The following is a 19537-nucleotide window of genomic DNA, read 5'->3' as shown; positions in this document are numbered from 1 at the left end:
GGTACACCACGTGCGCGGCGGACCGGCCGCCCGTCCCGATTGCCTCCCTGACACCTGTTCCCTCAGCCATACCGACCGCTTAGTATGCCGGTGGCACCGAGGCCGACCGACGTCGTGAGGGGAAGCTCAGTGAAGGCATGGCGGGTACACGCGAACGGCGAGCCACGCGAGGCGATGCAGCTGGAGGAAGTCCCCGACCCGCAGCCCGGGCCGGGGCAGCTGCTCCTCCGGGTGAAGGCCGCGAACGTCAACTTCCCCGATGCGCTGCTGTGCCGAGGCCAGTACCAGGTGCGCCCGCCGCTGCCCTTCACGCCCGGCGTGGAGATCTGCGGCGAGGTGCTCGCCGCCGGTGACGGCGCCGGGGTCGCCGTGGGCACCCGGGTGCTGGCCCAGCCGCCGCTGCCCGACGGCGGGTTCGCCGAACTGGCCGTGGTGGACGCCGGGACCGTCCTGCCGGCGCCGGACGCGCTGGACGACGCCGAGGCCGCCGCGCTGCACATCGGCTACCAGACCGGCTGGTTCGCGCTGCACCGCCGCGCCCACCTCCAGGCCGGCGAGACGCTGCTGGTGCACGCGGCGGCGGGCGGCGTCGGCAGCGCCGCCGTCCAGCTCGGCCGGGCGGCCGGCGCCCGCGTCATCGGCGTCGTCGGCGGCCCCGAGAAGGCGGCGGTCGCCCGTGAACTCGGCTGCGACGTGGTCATCGACCGGCGCAGCGAGGACGTCATCAAGGCCGTCAAGGAAGCCACCGGCGGCCGCGGCGCCGACGTGATCTACGACCCGGTGGGCGGCGACGCCTACGCGCAGTCCGCCAAGTGCGTCGCCTTCGAGGGCCGCATCATCGTCGTCGGCTTCGCCAGCGGCACCATCCCCAGCCCCGCGCTCAACCACGCGCTGGTCAAGAACTACGCGATCCTCGGCCTGCACTGGGGCCTGTACAACACGAAGGACCCCGCCGCCATCGGGGCCTGCCACGAGGAGCTGACCAAGCTGGCCGCCCAGGGTGTCATCAAGCCCCTCATCGGCGACCGCGTGCCCCTGGAGGGCGCCGCGGGCGCCGTACAGAGGGTCGCCGACGGCGTCACCATGGGACGCGTGGTCGTCGTCCCCGGAGAGGCGGGCACTCGATGAGCATCACCGCCGAGGAGCTGCGCCGGCGCACCGCCGAACTGCTCGCCGCGCACCCGCCCGCCGGCACCGACCGCATGGACTTCCTGCGCGCCCGTTTCGACGCGGGGCTCGCCTGGGTGCACTTCCCCGAAGGGCTCGGCGGCCTCGACGCCCCACGCGCCCTGCAGGCCGTCGTCGACGCCGAACTGGCCGCTGCCGGGGCGCCGGACAACGACCCGCGCCGGATCGGCATCGGCCTGGGCATGGCCGCGCCGACCATCCTGCGCTTCGGCACCGAGGAGCAGAAGCAGCGGTTCCTCAAGCCGCTGTGGACCGGCGAGGAGGTGTGGTGCCAGCTCTTCAGTGAGCCCGGCGCCGGCTCCGACCTCGCGGCCCTCGCCACCCGGGCCGTGCGCGACGATGGGGGCACCTCCCGCTCGAGCGAAGCCGAGAGTGGGGGACACTGGGTGGTCAACGGCCAGAAGGTGTGGACCTCCGGCGCGCACAAGTCCCGCTGGGCCATCCTCATCGCCCGTACGGACCCCGAGGCCCCGAAGCACCGCGGCATCACGTACTTCGTGTGCGACATGACCGACCCCGGCGTGGACGTCCGGCCGCTGCGCCAGATCACCGGCGAGGCCGAGTTCAACGAGGTCTTCCTCTCCGACGTCCGCATCCCCGACGCGCACCGGCTCGGCGAGGTGGGGGAGGGCTGGAAGGTCGCCCAGACCACGCTGATGAACGAGCGGGTCGCCATCGGCGGGGCCCGCATCCCCCGTGAAGGCGGCATGATCGGCGTCGCCGCCGCCGACTGGCGCGAGCGACCCGAACTGCGCACGCACGACCTGCACCAGCGGCTGCTGCGCCTGTGGGTGGACGCCGAGGTGGCCCGCCTCACCGGCGAGCGGCTGCGCCAGCAGCTGACGAAGGGCCACCCGGGCCCCGAAGGCAGCGGTATGAAGCTCGCCTTCGCCCGGCTCGCCCAGGAGATCAGCGGCTGGGAGGTGGAGTTCCTGGGGGAGGACGGCCTCACGTACGACGACTGGACGCTGCGCCGCCCCGAAGGCGTGGACTTCACCGGGCGCGAGGCCGGCTACCGCTATCTGCGCGCCAAGGGCAACAGCATCGAGGGCGGCACCTCCGAAGTGCTCCTCAACATCGTCGCCGAACGCGTACTCGGCCTGCCGTCCGAGCCGCGCACCGACAAGGACGTCGCGTGGAAGGACCTGCCCCGATGACCGACCAGCAGACGCTCGCGGACACCGCGGCGGCCGACCTGCCCGAAGGCCCGGACCTGCTCTACTCGGAGCACGAGGAGGACCTGCGCGCCGCCGTACGGTCCCTGCTGGCCGACCGCGGCGGCCCGGCCGGGGTGCTCGCCGAGCTGGAGTCCGGGCGCACGCACGACACCGCCCTCTGGCGCTCGCTCGCAACGGACATCGGGGCGGCCGGGCTGCTCGTCCCCGAGAAGCTCGGCGGCCAAGGCGCCGGCGCCCGAGAGGCGGCCGTCGTCCTGGAGGAGCTGGGCCGGGCCGTGGCACCCGTGCCGTACCTGACCAGCGCCGTCCTCGCGGTGACCGCCCTGCTCGGCTGCGACACCGGCGCGGCGGAGCCGGCCGGACTGCTGGCCGCCCTGGCCGGCGGCGAGCGCGTGGGCGTGCTGGCGCTGCCGCTGACGGCCGCGCCCGGCGGGCCGCTGGAGCCGACCGTCCGGGCCGGGGCCGACGGCGCGCTGCTCGGCACGGTCACCTCGGTCGCCGACGCGGCCGCCGCCGACGTGCTGCTGGTACCGGTACGCGCGGCGGACGGCATCGAGTTGTACGCCGTGGACGCCGGCGCGGCGGGGCTGCACATCGAGGCGCTCACCCCGCTGGATCTCACCCGCGGGCTCGCTCGCATCACCTTCGACGGGGCGGCGGGCCGCCGGCTCGCCGGCGCCGACCGGGCCGGTGCAGCCGTACGAAAGGCGCTGCTCACGGGAGCCGGGCTGCTCGCCTCCGAACAGCTGGGCGTCGCCGAATGGTGCCTGACCGAGATCGTGGCGTACACGAAGCAGCGCAACCAGTTCGGCCGTGCGGTCGGCTCGTTTCAGGCGCTGAAGCACCGGATGGCGGAGCTCTGGCTGGAGGTGGTGTCGGCACGGGCCGCGGCGCGCAATGCGGCGGACGCGCTGGCGACGGAGAGCCCCGACGCCCCCGTGGCGGTGGCCGTCGCGCAGGCGTACTGCGCCCCGGTCGCGGTCCGGGCCGCGCAGGAATGCCTCCAACTGCACGGCGGCATCGGCATGACGTGGGAGCACCCGCTGCACGTCTTCCTCAAGCGCGCCAAGGCCGACGAGATCGCCCTCGGCGCCCCCGGCCACCACCGGGCGGCCCTCGCCGAATTGGTGGACCTCACGGCCCCTTAGAAGCCCGGGAACGGGGTACCCGCGCCGGACCGGGGAGCGGGGTCGGAACGGACGCCGGCCGGCGGCTGTGGGGGCTGCTGGCCGGCGTCGCGCGTCCGGGCCCGTGTTCGGCTCCGGCCCCGGTCGGCATCCGGACCGCGACCGGGAGCGTGCGGCGGGTGCTCAAGGCCGGGGCCCGGTCCAGCTGTCGAGCAGCGCCCGGAGGCCGATCTCGAACAGCTCGTCCAGGTCCAGGTCGTAACCCTCCGCACCGAAGGACTCCATGACCCGGGTGAACGTCGGCAGGCGGCCCGACGCGACGATCGCCTCGAAGCGGTCCTCCTGCGTCGCCAGCCACTGGTCCTGGGAAAGGCCGGTCGCGCTCTCGGCCTGGGCCTCCCCTTCGAGGTGGACGGCGAGCCCCTGGACGTGGCTGTAGAGGAGCGCGTTGGCGTTCATCATGGTGGCCCCGTCGTACCCCAGGCCATCGAGGCCGGCGAGCATCCACTCGGAGTACGCCAGCAGGCCGGGCAGCGCCAGGGGGCGGGTGAGCGGGCCGAGCTGCGCGAGCCACGGATGGGCCCGGTGCAGGACCCAGAGGGCCCGGGCGCCCGCCTCCAGCCGCGTCCGGCGGCAGGCGGGCGGCTCGGCAGGCAGCCCGATCCCGGCGAACACGCTGTCCGCCATCAGCAGGATCAGTTCGTCCTTGCTCTTCACATACCGGTACGGGGACATCGCAGCAGCCCCCAGGCGGGCCGCCACGCCCCGCATCGACAGCGCGGCCAGTCCTTCCACGTCGGCGATCTCGACGGCCGCACGCACGATGCGCTCACGCGTCAGCTCGTGGTCGGGCGCGGCCGCGGCACGAGGGGAGCGAGCGGCGCGGCCCCCGGAGCCCTGCGCGGGCGCCACCACCGTGCCGACGCGTGGCCGGGCCAGCACCGTGCCTTCCTGGCGCAGGACGTTGAGCGCCTTCGTGGCCGTGGCCAGGGCGACGTGCCACTCCTCGGCGATCTTCCGGGTGGACGGCACCCGGTCCCCCGGAGCCAGCTCGCCCTCCTCGATGCGCCGTCGGATCTCTCCGGCGATGCGCAGGTACGGCGCAACATTTTCCTCGGTCATGAACACCCCTCCCGCAGCTGTACTAGCACAGAGATGAGCGGCGACGATGCGCGAAGCCGGCTCTCTGTACTAGGTCAGGCGGCATGTTACAGGCCCGCTCACCCGCTTGTCCGTCCGTTGCGTACGCCGTACATTCAAGCGCGTACGCTGTACGTACTGTTCTAGGGGGAACCATGAGAACCGTGCTCGTCTCCGGTGCCGGCATCGCCGGTCTCGCCACCGCCTACTGGCTGCGCCGTCGCGGCTTCGCGCCCACCGTGGTCGAGCGCGCTCCCGGGATCCGTCCCGGCGGGCAGGCGATCGACGTCCGGGGCGTCGCGCTCGACGTCCTGGACCGGATGGACGTCCTGGGGGAGGCGCGTCGGCTGCGCACACGGATGCGCGGCATGTCGATGCTCGACAGCGCGGGGGAGGAGCTGTGGCGTTCCACGGAGAAGACCTTCAGCAGCGGGCGGCTGGACAGCGCGGACATCGAACTGCTCCGTGACGACCTCACCGCGCTGCTGCACGAACGGACGGGGCGCGGTGTCGAGTACCTCTACGGGGACTCCATCGCCGCGCTCCACGAGGAGCCGGACGGCGTGCGCGTCGCCTTCGACAGCGGCCGCAGCCGCACCTTCGACCTCGTGGTGGGCGCGGACGGGCTGCGCTCCACGGTGCGCCGGCTGGCGTTCGCCCCCGAGGCGGAGTGCCTGCGCCATCTCGACGCGTACGTCGCCGTGTTCAGCACCGACAATTTCCTCGGGCTGGAGGACTGGCAGGTGTGGCTCCAGGACGACGGCGCGACCTACTGCGTCTACCCGGCGCGCGGCAACGGCGAGCTGCGGGCGACGCTCGGTTTCCGCTCCGGGCCACTGGCGTACGACCACCGCGACATCGAGGGGCAGAAGGCGCTGCTGCAGAAGAGCCTGGAGCACCTGGGGTGGGAGACGCCGAAGCTGCTCGCGGCCATGTGGCGGGCGCCCGACTTCTACTTCGACGCCATGGCGCAGGTGCACCTCGACCGCTGGACCACCGGCCGGGTGGCGCTCGTCGGGGACGCGGGCTACTGCCCCTCCCCGCTGTCCGGCCAGGGGACCGGTCTGGCCCTGGTGGGCGCCTACGTGCTCGCCGACGAACTCGGTCGCGCGGATACCGGGCACGCCGCGGCGTTCGAGCGCTACGAAGCGCGGATGCGACCCTTCGTCGCCCGCAATCAGGCGCTGGTCCGGGCGGTCTCCTCGGGGCCCGCGGACGAGGAAGCCATCGACAGCGCCAAGAACGCCATCGCCCTCGATGGTTGACCCCGGCAACGGGTGCCCCGGGCGACTCGCGCCGCATGTCGGGAAAGCGAAGTTCGCAGTAGCGTCGTAGGCATGAAGGTCGCACCCGGACGACCCCGGCACCGGACGGCCCCGGCCCTGACGGCCGCGTCCGCGGCGCTGCTGCTCGCGGCGCCGGCCGGTGCCGTCGCCGTCCCGGCCGCCCACGCCGCGGCCGGGCATCCGCCCGGCGCCTACGAGGCCCCGCCGGCCGCCGCCGGCTCCGTGGCGCGGGACGGGGGCGGATTGCAGGCGGCGGCCGACGCGCTCTCCAAGGGGCCGGTGTACGTCGACCCGCGGGCCGCTGACCAGCTGCCGGCGGGGCAGGCGGACGCGCTGGCGAAGGACATCGAAGGGGCCGGCAAGCCGGTCTTCGTGGCCGTGCTGCCCGCGACCTCCGAGTACCCGCCCGCGACGCTCTTCGAAGACCTGCGCACCCGCGTCGGCATCAAGGGCGTCTACGCGGTGCAGCTCGGCGACCGCTTCGATGCCCGGGCGGACGGCGACGTGCTCTCCCGCGAGTCGGTACGCCACCTCGTGGGGGCCGCCCAGCGGGCGCACCCGGGAGACGCGACCGCCCAGCTGAAGGACTTCACCGCGCAGGCCACGAAGCAGGTCGGGAAGGGCAGGCCGGAGTCCTGGCAGGGCCCGGGCGGGGCCGGAATCAGCAGCGGCGCCCTGGTCGGACTCGGGGCGCTGGTCGTCCTCGGGGCCGGCGGCGCCTACACCGTCCACCGGCGGGCCAAGCGGCGCCGGGAGGCCGAGGAGCAGGCCGCGCTGGACTCGCTGCGGGTGGTGGTCGACGAGGACATCACCGCGTACGGCGAGGAGCTGGACCGGTTGGACTTCCGGCCCGGCGAGCCGGGCGCCGACGACGCCATGCGCGCGGACTACGCGCACGCCCTGGACGCGTACGAGAACGCCAAGCAGGCCATGGTGCGGGCGCGCCGTCCCGAGGACGTGCGGGCGGTCACCGAGGTGTTGGAGGACGGCCGGTTCGCGCTGGCCACGCTGGCGGCCAGGCGCGAGGACCGGCCGCTCCCGGAGCGCCGCCCGCCGTGCTTCTTCGACCCGCGGCACGGCCCCTCCGTCGCCGACGTGCGGTGGGCGCCGGTCGGCGGTACGGAGCGCACCGTCCCCGTGTGCGCGGCCGATCAGGCGCGGCTGGCGGACGGCCAGGAACCGATGGCCCGTACGGTGCGCACCCCGTACGGCGAGGACCGCCCGTACTGGGACGCGGGCCCCGTCTACGCACCCTGGGCCGGCGGTTACTACGGCGCGCTCGGCGGCGGGCTGCTGCCCGGCCTCTTCCTCGGAACGCTGCTCGGCTCTTCGATGACGGGCCCCGCCGCCTACGGGTGGGGCGACGGTGTTGGCCACGGGGACCAGTTCGGCGGCAGCGACTACTCCGGCGGCGACTTCGACAGCGGCGACTTCGGTGGCGGCTTCGGGGACGGCGGGGGTTTCGGCGGCGGGTTCGGCGACTGACCGCACCGCCGGGCGCTCGGTAAGGACCGCGACTAACAGCACTCTCTTACATGTTGTTTAATTGCAATTCGTTCGCAAAAGCTTTGCGTCGGCATGAGACAGCATGAGGCAAGAGGAGAGTGGTGCATGTCAGCGCGGTCCGTACAAGGAGTCTCGGCAGCGGCCCTGGCGACGACGCTGGCCCTCGGTGCCGCCGCCTGCTCCACGCCGTCCGACGGCAAGAGCGCAGCGGACGCGAAGGACGCGGCCGTGGTCGGCATCGCCTACGAACCGGACAGCCTCAGCCCGCTGCTGGGCTACGGCAAGGACGGCAACTCCAAGATCTTCGACGGGCTGCTGACCCACGATGCGGACATGAAGCTGAAGCCGGCGCTCGCCGCGAAGCTCCCCGAGGTCACCGACGACGGCCGGACCTACACCTACCCCCTGCGCAAGGGTGTGGAGTTCAGCGACGGCAAGCCCTTCACCGCCGACGACGTGGTCTTCACCTACCGGACCATCCTCGACGCGAAGACCAACAACGCCTCCAGGACCGAGCTCGACGCGGTCAGGAGCGTGACGAAGAAGGACGACCACACCGTGGTCTTCCATCTCAAGTACCCCTACGCGCCGTTCGCCGAGCGCACCGTCCTGCCCATCGCCCCGAAGCACATAGCCGGCAAGCAGGACGTGAACAACGGGCCTTTCACCACCCACCCGGTCGGCACCGGCCCGTACGTCCTCACCCGCTGGTCCAAGGGCGAGAAGCTCTCCTTCAAGGCCAACCCGCACTACTGGGGCGGCGCGCCGGCGGTGAAGAAGTTCACCATGGCGATCATCAAGGACGACGACGTGCGCGCCACCCGGCTGCGCTCCGGCGACCTCGACGGCGCCATCCTGCCGCCCAACCTCGCCGCCACCTTCAAGTCCGCGCAGGGCACGAAGACGTACACGGCGAAGACCTTCGACTACCGCAACGTCACGCTGCCCAGCGCGAACCCGGTCACCGGCGCGAAGGCCGTCCGGCGCGCCCTGGACCTCGCCGTGGACCGCGACGCCATGGTCGAGGGCATCCTCAACGGCGCGGGCAAGCCCGCCTACGGGCCCGTGCCCACCGACAGCCCCTGGTTCACCGAGGGCACCGAGCGCGCCCACGACCTGAAGCAGGCGGAGCGCATCCTCGACGACGCGGGCTGGCGGAAGGGCCCGGACGGCATCCGCGAGAAGGGGAAGCAGCGCGCCTCCTTCACCCTCTGGTACCTCTCCGGCGACAAACTCCGCCAGGAGCACGCCCTCGCCTTCGCCTCCGACGCCAAGAAGGCCGGCATCGAGGCCAAGGTCGAGTCCGGCACCTGGGAGGTCATCCAGCCCCGTATGAAGCACGACGCGGTGCTCGCGGGCGGCGGCAGCCCCGCCGACCCCGACTTCGACCAGTACCTGCTGCTGCACTCCTCGCTCGCGGGCGACGGCTTCAACAACATGTCCCGGTACGAGAACGACACGGTCGACAAGGCGCTCGTCGATGCCCGCCGCACCGACGACCACGACCGCCGCAAGGCCGGCTACGACACGATCCAGCGGGAGCTGCGGAAGGACCCGGCGTACATCTTCCTCACCCACATCGACCACCTCTACGTCGTCGCCGACAAGTGGCGGGTCCCGGGCGAGCAGGGCCTGTCCACCCAGATCGAGCCGCACGACCACGGCCTGGCCTCCGGCCCTTGGTGGAACGTCGAGGACTGGCAGCCGACGAAGTGAGAGCGCTGACGTCCCTGCCCTGGGGGCCGATGGCGCGGATGACCGGCCGGCGGGCGCTGCTCGCCGTCCCGGTCCTCCTCGCCGTCACCTTCGGGGTGTTCGCGATCGCGGCGGCCTCGCCGTTCGACCCGGTCAAGGCGTACGCAGGGGCCGCGGGCCTGACCGCGTCCCAGGAGAACCTCGACCAGATCCGCCACAACCTCGGCGTCGACCAGCCGCTCCTCACCCGCTGGTGGGACTGGCTGACCGGCGCCCTCACCGGCGACCTCGGCGACTCCGCCTCGCTGCGCGCCCCGGTCTCCCAGGTCATCGGTGAACGCCTCGGCTGGTCCGTCCTGTTGTGCACGCTGGCCTTCGTGGTCGCCGTCCTGCTCGGCACCGTACTGGGTGTGCTCGCCGCACGATGGCGCGGCGGCATGTTCGACCGCATGGTGACCGGCGCCGCGTACGCACTGGAGGCCGCGCCGCCCTTCTGGCTCGGCCTGCTCGCCATCTGGCTGTGCGCGCTGAAACTCGGCGTGCTGCCGGCCGGCGGCCTCACCGACACCGGCAGCCCTACCGCCACCGCCGGCCAGATCGCCGGCCACGTGGTCCTGCCCGCCCTCGTGCTGGCCGTCTCGCAGCTCCCGTGGTTCGTGCTGTACGTGCGCCAAGGGGTCGGCGACGCGCTGGCCGAGGATGCGGTGCGCGGCGCGCGCTCCAGAGGCCTGCGCGAGCGCACCGTCCTGCTCCAGCACGCACTGCGCAGCGGCCTGCTGCCGGTGCTCACCCTGATCGGCTCCCGGGTACCCGAACTGATCACCGGGGCGCTGCTGGTCGAGACCGTCTTCAGCTGGCCGGGCATCGCCGCGGCCACCGTCCAGGCGGCCACCGGTGTCGACTTCCCGCTGCTGGCCGCTTTGACCGTGCTGGCGACGGCCGCGGTGCTGATCGGGAACCTGCTGTCGGACCTGCTGTACGGACTCGCCGACCCGAGGGTGGCGTTCGATGGCTGAGCTCACCTGGCACCCTGCGCGCCGCGGTACCGCACGGGACCGCGGCAACCGCCCCCTGAGGCTCGTCGCCTCGGCCGCCATCATGGCCGCCGTCCTGCTCGCCGTGCTGCTCGTCCCCTCGCTCGTCCCGATGGACGCGCAGGCCGTCGATCTGGCCGCCAAGCTGCAACCGCCGTCGCCCGCGCACCCCTTCGGTGCCGACGAGGTCGGCCGGGACCTGCTGCTGCGCTGCGTCTACGGGCTGCGCGTCTCCCTCCTGGTCGGTGTGGTCGCCGCGCTCACCGCCACGGTCCTCGGCACCGCGGTCGGCGCGCTGGCGGGTGCGCTCGGCGGCTGGGCGGACCGGGCCGTGATGCGCATCGTCGACCTCTTCTCGTCCGTACCGCACCTGCTGCTGGGCATCTTCATCGTGGCGATGTTCCGGCCCGGCGTCTGGCCGGTGATCATCTCGGTGGGGCTCACCCACTGGCTGTCCACCGCGCGCATCGTGCGGGCCGAGGTGCTCTCGCTGCGCGGCCGGCCGTTCGTGGACGCCGCGGTCTCCGGAGGCGCCTCGCGGTGGCGGGTGGCCGTACGCCACCTCCTCCCCGGCGTACTGCCACGCGCCGGGCTGGCCGCCGTCCTGATGGTGCCGCACGCCATCTGGCACGAGTCCGCGCTGTCCTTCCTGGGCCTCGGCCTGCCCGCCCACGAGGCGAGCCTCGGCATCATGGTCAACTCGGCGCGCAGCTCCCTGCTGGCGGGCGGCTGGTGGCCCACGCTCTTCCCCGGCCTGTTCATCATCGTGCCCACCCTCGCCGTCGCCGGCCTCGCGGGCGCCTGGCGGGAACGGCTCGACCCGCGTCGCCGATCGGAGCTGATGCTGTGACCACCGCAGACGCACCACCCGGGGCCGTGCTGTCCGTACGCGGGCTCTCCGTACGCTTCCGTATGCGCGGCGGCCGGCACGTCGCCGCCGTCACCGACGCCTCCTTCGACCTCGCGCCCGGCGAGTGCCTGGCCCTGGTCGGCGAGAGCGGCTGCGGCAAGTCCGTACTGGCCTCCGCGCTGCTCGGCCTGCTCCCGGGCAACGCGCGGACGGCCGGCTCGGCGCGGCTCGCCGGCACCGCCGCGCAGCCCGCCATCGACCTGCTCACCGCCTCCGAGCGTGAACTCGCCCGCAGCGTGCGCGGCCGGCGGGCCGGCCTGGTGCCGCAGAGCCCGGCCGCGCACCTCACGCCCGTACGCACCGTACGGGCCCAACTGGAGGAGACCGTCCGCGAGCTGACGGACGTCTCCTGCCATGAACTGCGCTCGGCCGCAGAGGGGGCAGCCGAGCGCGCGGCCTTCCCCGTCGACCACCTGGACCGGTATCCGCACCAGCTCTCCGGGGGGGCTCGCGCAGCGCGCGGCCACGGCGCTCGCGCTGGTCGGCGAGGCCCCGCTGCTGATCGCCGACGAGCCGACCACCGGGTTGGACCGCGACCTGGTCGACCGTACGGTGGACGAGTTGCGCCGGCACGCGGCGGACGGGCGCGCGTTGCTGATGATCACGCACGACCTCGCGGCGGCGGAGCGGATCGCCGACCGGGTCGCCGTGATGTACGCCGGGCGAATCGTCGAACTCGGCGCGGCCGCCGACTTCTTCGGCGCCCCGGGCCCCCGGCACCCGTACGCGCGCGGTCTGCTCGACGCGCTCCCCGAACGCGCCTTCACCCCCATCCCCGGGCAGCCGCCCGAGCTGGGCGCGCTCCCGGACGGCTGCGCGTTCGCCGCCCGCTGCCCGCACGCCACAGCCGCCTGCGAGGCCGTCCCCGAGCCGATCGACGGCGTGTCCTGCCACTACGTACCGACGGACGCGCAGGCCCGCGCACAGGAGCCCGCCGATGCTTGAACTGACGGACATCACCGCCGGCTACGAGCGCGGCAGGCCCGTCGTCCGCGACGTCTCCCTGGCCGTGGCCCCCGGCGAGGCGGTCGGGCTGCTCGGTCCCAGCGGCTGCGGCAAGTCCACGCTCGCCAGGGTCGCGGCCCTGCTGCACCGGCCCGAACGGGGCAGCGTCGTCGTGGACGGACAGGCCGCGCCCGGCTGGCGGCACCGCGCACCGCGCACACTCCGCACCGCCTTCGGCGTCGTCTTCCAGCAGCCCCGGCTCGCCGCCGACCCCCGGCTGCGCCTCGCGGACCTGATCGCCGAGCCGCTGCGCGCGGCCGGCCCGCGCGGTGCGGCGGCCGAGCGGCTCGCCGAACTGGTGCCGCGGGTGGGTCTGAGCCCCGAACTCCTCGGCCGCCGCCCGCACGAGGTCAGCGACGGCCAGCTGCAACGCGCCTGTCTAGCCCGGGCCCTGATCCTCCGGCCACGCTGGCTGATCTGCGACGAGATGACCGCGATGCTGGACGCCTCCACCACGGCCGCGCTGGTCGCGGTGGTGGAGGAGTACCGGAGCATGACCGGCGCGGGCCTGCTGGCCGTGGGCCACGACCGGGTGCTGCTGGAACGGTGGTGCAACCGCACGGTCCGCTGGGAGTTGCTGACGCGCGACGCCTCCTGAGCGGTGCCTGACCTCACCCGCACGCCCCCGGCCGGGAGCGCCTCCGGAGCCCCGGCGGGCCCCGCGGCCGTCCGGTGACCCGCAGTGATCACCCGTTCGGCGGACGTCCGACGGCGGGGTGAAGGGCGCGAAATACGCCAAACTGGCGGCGGTGAGATGGCCCGTTCGGGCCACCGAGGGAGGTTCGCCATGGCCATTTCGATCTCAGTCGTCCTGCTGCTCGTCGTGCTCGCCGTTGTCTTCCTGCGCAGCGGCCAGCTGAAGGTGCCGCACGCCATCGTGTGCATGCTGCTCGGTTTCTTCCTGGCCGGCAGCAGCCTCGCCCCGGACATCAGCAACGGTCTGTCCGGCGCCGCCGACCTGGTCAGCAGCGTACGGCCCTGAGGGGAGCACTCCTCAGGGCCGCCGCTCACGGGTGCGGGCCGGGCACGGTCAGGGTTGCCGCGCGAACACCCCGATCCCGTTCGGTACCGGTCGCTCAGCGCCGCCCGAGGGATGATTGCGCACGGTCGCCGCTGCGCTTCCCGGTTCACGTAGGACCAGCGTCGAGGACCCGCCGCCGTCCAGGTTCATCGCGTCCCGGGCCCCGACCCGCTGCAGCAACCCGGCGAGTTCGCCGATCGTCAGCCCGGCGTTCCCCTTCGTGCCGTCCAGCGCGAGCAGGTACAGCACACGACCGCCGGCTCCGATGCCCGCCGCGGTCCGCACCGCCGACGCGACGGTGTCGAGACCGGGGAGCGGGGCACCGTCCCGCACGATCGGGAAGCCGCCCACCGCGAACCGCGGCGTCCCCGGCCGTTGCCCCACCAGCCGATCGGTGACCCGTACCCGTTCGCCCACCGACAACTTCCGCAGCTGCCGCGCCCCTTCCTCGCGGCCGACCAGCACGGTCGTGCCCGCGACCACCCCGCCGCTCCCCGGCGTGTCCGCGACCTTCTCGACCCGGCCGCGACGCACCGTGACCTCCGTGGTGTCCGTACTGCACGGCGCCGCCCGCTCGGTGTCCGTACCGCAGGTGGCGCGGACCCGCGACGTGGTGCCCCACTGCGACGTGTACGCGCCGATGCCTTCGACCGGCAGCGCGTAGAGATTCAGCCCACGCAGCGGAATCGTCCCGTCCGGCGTGGCCACCGAGCCCCACAGGGACAGCCGGTCCAGCCGGGCCCGCCGGTCGGCGCCCACCGCGAGCACGTCCCGGGTCGTCGTGCCGGGTGGCAGCGCCGGCCCGAACCGCTGCCCGTCCGGCACCGCCGACTTCAGCCGCCGCCCGGCGTCGATCGCGGGCCCCACGGAGGCGCCCGTCGCCTCGACGCCCGGATGCTGAGTCTCCGTTATGTTGAAGAAGTCACCGTTCACCCCGGCCACCGCGCCCTGCGCCCCGGCCATCGCGGAGACCGCCTTCCGCGCCCCGACCGCACCCGCGTACAGCAGGCCGACCGAGACGCCCGGTCTCGCCAGGTCCACCGTCAGCAGATGGCCGCGTGCGACGCCGCGCGGTACCGCCATCGAGAACTGCCGATACGTCACCCCGGACGCCGCCGGGGCCGCCCGGCCCGTCCGGAGCACGTCCGCCGAGGCGGCGGCGCTCCCGCCGCCCGCCACCCCTCCGCCGGCCAGCAAGCCGGCCGCCACCAGAACCGTCATCACCGCGCGAACACGACCGAAACGCTGCTTCACGATCACCCCAGTTGTCACGCCAACTGTCCTTTGGGCCAACGAAGTACACCACCGACCGAAGCCATCGGGAATCCCGGAGATGTCATGAATCACTCCGTTCCGATAAATCCGTCCCTGCGCAGTCGTTCGTACACCGGCGCCGGCCCGTTCACGCGCAGAAGCGCCGTGGCGTCGCTATGCGCCGCTCTGCTGGCGGGGGCGGTGCCGCCGGCCGCCGCCCGTGGCACGGGTCCGCACCGGACGGCGGAGCGTGGCCAGGCACCGCTGCGCCGGGCGCACGCCCACAACGACTACGCGCACGACCGTCCGCTGTTCGACGCGCTGGACCACGGCTTCGGCAGTGTGGAGGCCGACGTCTGGCTCGTGGACGGCCGGCTGCTGGTCGCCCACGAGGAGGCGGACCTGGACCCGCGACGCACCCTGGAAGCGCTGTACCTCGATCCGCTGCGGCCGCTGGTCGCGGCCAACGGCGGCACGGTCTTCCGCGGCCATGGGCTGTCCCTGCAACTGCTCGTCGACCTCAAGACCGCGGGCGCGCCGACCTACCAGGAGCTGGCCCGCCGCCTCCGGCCGTACGCGCCGATCCTCAGCGTCTGCGCGGCGGGCCGGGTCCGTACGCGCGCCGTCACCGCCGTGGTCTCGGGCGACCGCGGGGCCCGCGGGCCGATGGCGGCGGAACGGGTACGCCGCGCTTTCTACGACGGCCGGCTCACCGATCTGGGCACCGCCGCGCCCGCGTCGTTCGTCCCGTTGGTCTCCGCGAACTGGTCCGAGCGGTTCGACTGGGTCGGCGTCGGGACCGTGCCCGCGGCCGAGCGCGCCGAACTGCGCCGGATCGTGGCCGCCGCCCACGGGGAGGGACGGCGGCTGCGCTTCTGGGCCACGCCCGACGCACCGGGCCCCGCACGCGAGGCCGTGTGGCGGGAACTGCTCGCGGCGGACGTGGACCACCTCAACACCGACGACCTGGCCGGGCTGGAGCGCTTCCTCCGCGCGGCCGGTCGGTGACGCCCGAAGGCGTGGCCGCCGATTACCGGAAGGACGCCTTCACCAAACTCATGTAGCGCGCCCAGTCCCAGTAGGGGCCCGGGTCCGTGTGGTCGGTCCCGGGCACTTCGACGTGGCCGATGATGTGCTCGCGGTCGACCGGTATGCCGTACCGCGCGCAGACCGCGGCCGTGAGCAGCGCCGACTGCTCGTACATCGCGGCGGTGAACCACTGCGGCTGGTCCACCCAGCCTTCGTGCTCGATGCCGATGCTGCGGGTGTTGTAGCCCCAGTTGCCCGCGTGCCAGGCGACGTCGTCCTCGCGCACGAACTGACCGATGTACCCGTCGGCCGAACGCACGCAGTAGTGCGCCGAGACCCCCTTCTTCGGGTTCTGGAAGATCTTCACGGTGTCGGCGTACGTCTCCTGCGTGACGTGCACGATGACCGTGTCGATCCCGTACTGCGTCGGGCGGTCGGCCGCGGTGAAGTTGGCGCCGGCGGCCGGGGTCCAGTGCACGTCGGGGTAGGCGCGCGGCGCTCTGCCGGCGCGGTGGGGGGCGGCGTGCGCCGAGCCGGTGCCGAGGGGGAGGAGGGCGGCGGCCGCGGCAGCGGCGGCGGCACCGGTGAGCAGTCTGCGGCGGGACGGCCGGGGGATGTCGTGCTGCATGCGATCTCCTGCCTGAGGACCATGGGGGGAGGGGGAAGCTCGCGTACCTGCCATGGCTCACGCGCCACGGCGTGATGTCATGAACATGCGGCTCCGCCATCATGCGGAACCGCACGCCCACTGCCAAGGTTCTTCCCGGTACGCCAATGGCTCGACCAATAACGGCGCAAAAACTTCCGCCGTCGTCCGGCCCCCGCTCCGTCCGCACCGTCGCCACCACAGGAGAACGGCGATGGCCGCCCGGGGCGTCATCGCCGTCACACTCCGAAGGGGGCCTCCTCGCCATGAGGCGCGTACGGAGAGGTGTCCGGTCCCTGCGTGGCACCGCACCGCCCGCAGGGACCGGCGGGCCCCTCAGTGCCCGATCTCGACGTCCTCCAGGACGCCCAGCGCGTCCGGCACCAGCACGGCTGCCGAGAAGTACGCGCTGACCAAGTACTTGATGACCGCCTGCTCGTTGATGCCCATGAAGCGCACCGACAGACCGGGCTGGTACTCGTCCGGCAGGCCCGTCTGGTGCAGGCCCACCACGCCCTGGTTCTCCTGGCCCAGTCGCATGGCGATGATCGAGCTGGTCTGGTCGGGATTGACCGGGATCTTGTTGCAGGGCAGCAGCGGAATGCCGCGCCAGGCCCGTACCTCCTGGCCGCCGAACTCCACGCCTGTGGGGTAGATGCCGCGGGCGTTCCACTCCCGGCCGATGGCCGCGATGGTGCGCGGGTGCGCCAGCAGGACCTGCGTCTTCCGGCGGCGGGAGATCAGCTCGTCCAGGTCGTCCGGGGTGGGCGGGCCGGAGCGGGTGTGGATGCGCTGCTTGAGATCGGCGTTGTGCAGCAGGCCGAACTCCTTGTTGTTGATCATTTCGTGCTCTTGCCGCTCGCGCAGCGCCTCGACCGTCAGCCGCAGCTGCTGGTCCAGCTGGTTCATCGGGTCGTTGTACAGGTCGGCGACCCGGGTGTGAATCTTCAGCACCGTCTGCGCGACGTTGAGTTCGTACTCCCGCGGCTTCAGCTCGTAATCCGCGAAGGTGCCCGGCAGCTGCGGCTCACCGACGTGGCCGGACGCCACCTCGATGGCCGCCTCGCCGTGCTTGTTCTGCGCCGGGATCAGCGCGTCGCGGAACTGCTCGATGTGGCTGCGCAGCGCGTCGGACCGGTCCGCCACCTCCTCGTACGCGGAGCGCGGCAGCACCAGCGCGGTGCCCCGGGTGACCGCGCGGACGGTGTACTCCCAGGTGCCGTCCCCGGAGAGCAGCGCTGTGGCACCTGCGTGGTCGCCGTCGGCGAGCACACCGAGCACCGTGTCGTCGCCGTACTTCCCCTCGCCCACCCGCTCCAGCTTGCCGTGCGCGATCAGTACGACCTGGTCGGTGGGCGTGCCGCGCTCGATGAGCACGTCGCCGGGGGTGAAGTCGCGCTGCTCGAAGCGGCCGGCCAGAGCCTCCAGCGCGGCTTGGTCGGTGAGCCCGCGCAGCGGTGCCAGTTCCCGCAACTCGACGGGGATGACGCTGACCTCGCTGCCGGTGCTGGTGAACTCCACCCGGCCGTCGCCGAGGGTGTGGGAGAGCCGCCGGTTCACCCGGTACGTACCGCCGGAGACCTCCGTCCAGGGCAGGACACGCAGCAGCCAGCGGGAGGAGATCCCCTGCATCTGCGGGACGGTCTTGGTCGTGGTCGCCAGATTCCGGGCCGCCGCCGTGGCGAGGCTCGACCGGGCCTGTTCGTTCGCGGAGTCGTCGAGGCCGGACGTCGGGTCGAGCGGAGTGGTCATGGAGATGCTCACCTATTCCTGTGCCAGTGTGAAACGTGCGGCCGAAGGACCGCCCGGCGGGGCGGGCGGCATTCGGCGGGGTACCGTCCCCCGGGATGTGCCATACGGCGGCTGAAATGCGTGCCCCGCTGGCCGGAATTACTCGCTCAGTGGCCGATGGACACGTCGTCGAGAATTCCGAGTGCGTCCGGGACCAGGACGGCCGCGGAGTAGTAAGCACTCACGAGGTAGTTCAGAACGGCCTTGTCGTCGACGCCCATGAAACGAACGGAGAGGCCTGGCTGGTATTCATCGGGAATTCCGGTCTGATGCAGCCCGACGACGCCCTGACGCTCCTCGCCGGTACGCATCACCATGAAGGAGGTGGTGTTGTCCGCGCTGACCGGGATCTTGCCGCTGGGGAAGATCGGCACCCCGCGCCACGACGGCAGGGAGTGGCCCATGAAGTCCACGGCCGTCGGATACAGGCCACGCTTGCTGCACTCGCGCCCGAAGGCCGCGATGGCCTTGGGGTGGGCCAGCAGGAAGGACGGCTCCTTCCACACGGTGGAGAGGAGTTCGTCCAGGTCGTCAGGGGTGGGCGGGCCGCCGCGGGTGGGGATCCGCTGGCGCGGGTCGGCGTTGTGCAGCAGCCCGAACTCGCGGTTGTTGACCATCTCGTGTTCCTGCCGCTCGCGCAGCGCCTCGATGGTCAGCCGCAGCTGCTCCTCGACCTGGTTCATCGGGTCGTTGTACAGATCCCCGACGCGGGTGTGCGTGCGCAGCACGGTTTGCGCCACGCTCAGCTCGTACTCCCGCGGCTTGAGCTCGTAGTCCACGAACGTGCTGTCCAGGACGGGCTCGCCGCTGTGGCCCGAAGCGATCTTTATGGCCGCCTCGCCGCTCTCGTTGTGCGGCGCCGGGGCGCCGGACCGCTGCGCTTCGAGGTGGTCCCGTAGCCCTTCCGAACGGTCCCGGACCTCGGCCAACGCGGCACCGGGCAGGATCAGGACGGTCACCCGGGTCACCGCGCGGTAGGTGAACTGCCAGGTCGCGTCCGACGCGGTGAACGGCTCGTCACCGAGATGGTCGCCGCCGGCCAGCGCGCCGAGCACGGTCTCGTCGCCGTACTTGCCCGCGCCGATCCGGTCCACCCTGCCGTGCGCGACGAGCACGACGCGGTCGGCGGGGCTCCCGGCCTCGGCGATCACGTCACCCGCTGCGTACTGCTGTCGCTCGAACCGGTCGGCCAGCGCGCCGAGCACCTCGCGGTCCGTGAAGTTCCGCAGTACGGGCAGCTCGCGCAGCTCGTCGGGGATGACGCGCAGGTCCCCGCCCTCCGAGGCGAACTCGATGTGCCCGTCCCCGACGGCATAGGTCAGGCGCCGGTTGACCCGGTACGTACCGCCGGACACCTCTACCCAGGGCAGCAGACGCAGCAGCCACCGCGAGGTGATGTTCTGCATCTGTGGCACGGTCTTGGTGGTGGTCGCCAGATTGCGCGCGGCAGTCGTGGCCAGACTGGTCGGGTTCGTATTCTGGCTTTCGCCTGCGGCGTCGGAGAGTGTTTCTTCCGGAACCGTCACAGCTGCCCCACCCATCTCTGGAAGTTGAAATCGGCCTATCCGCCGAACAGAGAAGGTAGTCGCACTGATTTTATCTACACAATCCCTCAAATGAGTGGCATGAAATAGGAATTGAGTGGAAAGGCTCGCCGGAATAGCTGCATCGTCGGGCGCGCACCGGCCGGTTGGGTCGCAATGATGCGCTGGCGTGCGACGGCACGC

At 72.7% G+C, this 19537-nt stretch carries 16 protein-coding genes and 1 pseudogene; 12 read left to right on the top strand and 5 right to left on the bottom strand.

Annotated elements, in window-relative coordinates; genetic code table 11:
* Positions 1-129 precede the first annotated feature (129 nt).
* Genes IF20_RS20450 through IF20_RS20440 form a run of 3 tightly spaced genes read left to right on the top strand, consistent with a single transcriptional unit; the run spans position 130 to position 3514 of the window.
* A complete protein-coding gene (locus IF20_RS20450; protein ID WP_052866704.1) occupies positions 130-1128 on the top strand; it encodes an NADPH:quinone oxidoreductase family protein in 999 nt (332 codons plus the stop codon).
* Positions 1125-2345: an acyl-CoA dehydrogenase family protein gene (locus tag IF20_RS20445; protein WP_052866703.1), complete on the top strand. Its 1221-nt coding sequence runs from the start codon at positions 1125-1127 to the stop codon at positions 2343-2345. Before IF20_RS20450 ends, IF20_RS20445 begins: the two co-directional genes overlap by 4 nt.
* Positions 2342-3514: an acyl-CoA dehydrogenase family protein gene (locus IF20_RS20440; RefSeq protein ID WP_052866702.1), complete on the top strand. Its 1173-nt coding sequence runs from the start codon at positions 2342-2344 to the stop codon at positions 3512-3514. Before IF20_RS20445 ends, IF20_RS20440 begins: the two co-directional genes overlap by 4 nt.
* Before the next feature lie 162 nt (positions 3515-3676).
* On the opposite strand, the gene IF20_RS20435 is transcribed toward IF20_RS20440, so the two are convergent.
* Positions 3677-4615: a GntR family transcriptional regulator gene (locus tag IF20_RS20435; protein WP_052866814.1), complete on the bottom strand. Its 939-nt coding sequence runs from the start codon at positions 4613-4615 to the stop codon at positions 3677-3679.
* A 173-nt stretch (positions 4616-4788) separates the two neighbouring features.
* Between IF20_RS20435 and IF20_RS20430 the strand changes: the two genes are divergently transcribed.
* From IF20_RS20430 to IF20_RS20395, 8 genes and pseudogenes are all read left to right on the top strand, one after another.
* Positions 4789-5898: an FAD-dependent monooxygenase gene (locus IF20_RS20430; protein ID WP_052866701.1), complete on the top strand. Its 1110-nt coding sequence runs from the start codon at positions 4789-4791 to the stop codon at positions 5896-5898.
* Positions 5899-5970: 72 nt separating this feature from the next.
* Positions 5971-7404 (top strand): hypothetical protein, encoded by a 1434-nt coding sequence (locus IF20_RS20425; protein WP_052866700.1) that lies wholly within the window; start codon positions 5971-5973, stop codon positions 7402-7404.
* Positions 7405-7530: 126 nt separating this feature from the next.
* Positions 7531-9141 (top strand): ABC transporter substrate-binding protein, encoded by a 1611-nt coding sequence (locus tag IF20_RS20420; protein WP_052866699.1) that lies wholly within the window; start codon positions 7531-7533, stop codon positions 9139-9141.
* A gap of 38 nt (positions 9142-9179) precedes the next feature.
* A complete protein-coding gene (locus tag IF20_RS20415; protein WP_199896693.1) occupies positions 9180-10136 on the top strand; it encodes an ABC transporter permease in 957 nt (318 codons plus the stop codon).
* On the top strand, positions 10129-11004 hold the full coding sequence (locus IF20_RS20410; RefSeq protein WP_052866697.1) for an ABC transporter permease: 876 nt from the start codon (positions 10129-10131) through the stop codon (positions 11002-11004). Before IF20_RS20415 ends, IF20_RS20410 begins: the two co-directional genes overlap by 8 nt.
* 62 nt (positions 11005-11066) lie before the next feature.
* Positions 11067-12009 (top strand): annotated as a pseudogene (locus IF20_RS20405) (ABC transporter ATP-binding protein).
* A complete protein-coding gene (locus tag IF20_RS20400; protein WP_052866696.1) occupies positions 12002-12667 on the top strand; it encodes an ABC transporter ATP-binding protein in 666 nt (221 codons plus the stop codon). The pseudogene IF20_RS20405 and the gene IF20_RS20400 overlap by 8 nt, the downstream one beginning before the upstream one ends.
* A gap of 189 nt (positions 12668-12856) precedes the next feature.
* Positions 12857-13051 (top strand): hypothetical protein, encoded by a 195-nt coding sequence (locus tag IF20_RS20395; RefSeq protein WP_052866695.1) that lies wholly within the window; start codon positions 12857-12859, stop codon positions 13049-13051.
* A 48-nt stretch (positions 13052-13099) separates the two neighbouring features.
* Here IF20_RS20395 and IF20_RS20390 read toward each other — a convergent pair whose 3' ends face one another.
* A complete protein-coding gene (locus IF20_RS20390) occupies positions 13100-14311 on the bottom strand; it encodes a phosphodiester glycosidase family protein (protein WP_052866813.1) in 1212 nt (403 codons plus the stop codon).
* 198 nt (positions 14312-14509) lie between these two features.
* Between IF20_RS20390 and IF20_RS20385 the strand changes: the two genes are divergently transcribed.
* Complete coding sequence (locus IF20_RS20385; RefSeq protein ID WP_234426749.1) at positions 14510-15352, top strand: phosphatidylinositol-specific phospholipase C/glycerophosphodiester phosphodiesterase family protein; 843 nt, start codon at positions 14510-14512, stop codon at positions 15350-15352.
* Positions 15353-15374: 22 nt separating this feature from the next.
* Here IF20_RS20385 and IF20_RS20380 read toward each other — a convergent pair whose 3' ends face one another.
* The 3 genes from IF20_RS20380 to IF20_RS20370 all read right to left on the bottom strand — a co-directional run bounded on the left by IF20_RS20380 (position 15375) and on the right by IF20_RS20370 (position 19351).
* Positions 15375-16001 carry an N-acetylmuramoyl-L-alanine amidase gene (locus IF20_RS20380; protein WP_052866694.1) on the bottom strand — a complete coding sequence of 209 codons (627 nt, stop codon included), beginning with the start codon at positions 15999-16001 and terminating at the stop codon, positions 15375-15377.
* 354 nt (positions 16002-16355) lie between these two features.
* On the bottom strand, positions 16356-17771 hold the full coding sequence (locus IF20_RS20375) for a family 2B encapsulin nanocompartment shell protein (RefSeq protein WP_052866811.1): 1416 nt from the start codon (positions 17769-17771) through the stop codon (positions 16356-16358).
* A 146-nt stretch (positions 17772-17917) separates the two neighbouring features.
* Entirely contained in the window at positions 17918-19351 is a 1434-nt protein-coding gene (locus tag IF20_RS20370; protein WP_052866693.1) for a family 2B encapsulin nanocompartment shell protein, read from the bottom strand.
* Between the last annotated feature and the right edge of the window lie 186 nt (positions 19352-19537).

Source organism: Streptomyces niger, assembly GCF_000718305.1.
Lineage (GTDB): Bacteria > Actinomycetota > Actinomycetes > Streptomycetales > Streptomycetaceae > Streptomyces > Streptomyces niger.
Note: the sequence above shows the minus strand (reverse complement) of the source record. Positions and strands in the feature narration are given on the sequence as shown.

What these genes read in the sequence shown, in the direction of transcription:
- IF20_RS20445 (WP_052866703.1), top strand. Translation starts at nt 1,125, where the DNA reads ATGAGCATCACCGCCGAGGAGCTGCGCCGGCGCACCGCCGAACTGCTC.
- IF20_RS20440 (WP_052866702.1), top strand. Translation starts at nt 2,342, where the DNA reads ATGACCGACCAGCAGACGCTCGCGGACACCGCGGCGGCCGACCTGCCC.
- IF20_RS20435 (WP_052866814.1), bottom strand. Translation starts at nt 4,615, where the DNA reads ATGACCGAGGAAAATGTTGCGCCGTACCTGCGCATCGCCGGAGAGATC.
- IF20_RS20430 (WP_052866701.1), top strand. Translation starts at nt 4,789, where the DNA reads ATGAGAACCGTGCTCGTCTCCGGTGCCGGCATCGCCGGTCTCGCCACC.
- IF20_RS20425 (WP_052866700.1), top strand. Translation starts at nt 5,971, where the DNA reads ATGAAGGTCGCACCCGGACGACCCCGGCACCGGACGGCCCCGGCCCTG.
- IF20_RS20420 (WP_052866699.1), top strand. Translation starts at nt 7,531, where the DNA reads ATGTCAGCGCGGTCCGTACAAGGAGTCTCGGCAGCGGCCCTGGCGACG.
- IF20_RS20415 (WP_199896693.1), top strand. Translation starts at nt 9,180, where the DNA reads ATGACCGGCCGGCGGGCGCTGCTCGCCGTCCCGGTCCTCCTCGCCGTC.
- IF20_RS20410 (WP_052866697.1), top strand. Translation starts at nt 10,129, where the DNA reads ATGGCTGAGCTCACCTGGCACCCTGCGCGCCGCGGTACCGCACGGGAC.
- IF20_RS20400 (WP_052866696.1), top strand. Translation starts at nt 12,002, where the DNA reads ATGCTTGAACTGACGGACATCACCGCCGGCTACGAGCGCGGCAGGCCC.
- IF20_RS20395 (WP_052866695.1), top strand. Translation starts at nt 12,857, where the DNA reads ATGGCCATTTCGATCTCAGTCGTCCTGCTGCTCGTCGTGCTCGCCGTT.
- IF20_RS20390 (WP_052866813.1), bottom strand. Translation starts at nt 14,311, where the DNA reads ATGACGGTTCTGGTGGCGGCCGGCTTGCTGGCCGGCGGAGGGGTGGCG.
- IF20_RS20380 (WP_052866694.1), bottom strand. Translation starts at nt 16,001, where the DNA reads ATGCAGCACGACATCCCCCGGCCGTCCCGCCGCAGACTGCTCACCGGT.
- IF20_RS20375 (WP_052866811.1), bottom strand. Translation starts at nt 17,771, where the DNA reads ATGACCACTCCGCTCGACCCGACGTCCGGCCTCGACGACTCCGCGAAC.
- IF20_RS20370 (WP_052866693.1), bottom strand. Translation starts at nt 19,351, where the DNA reads ATGGGTGGGGCAGCTGTGACGGTTCCGGAAGAAACACTCTCCGACGCC.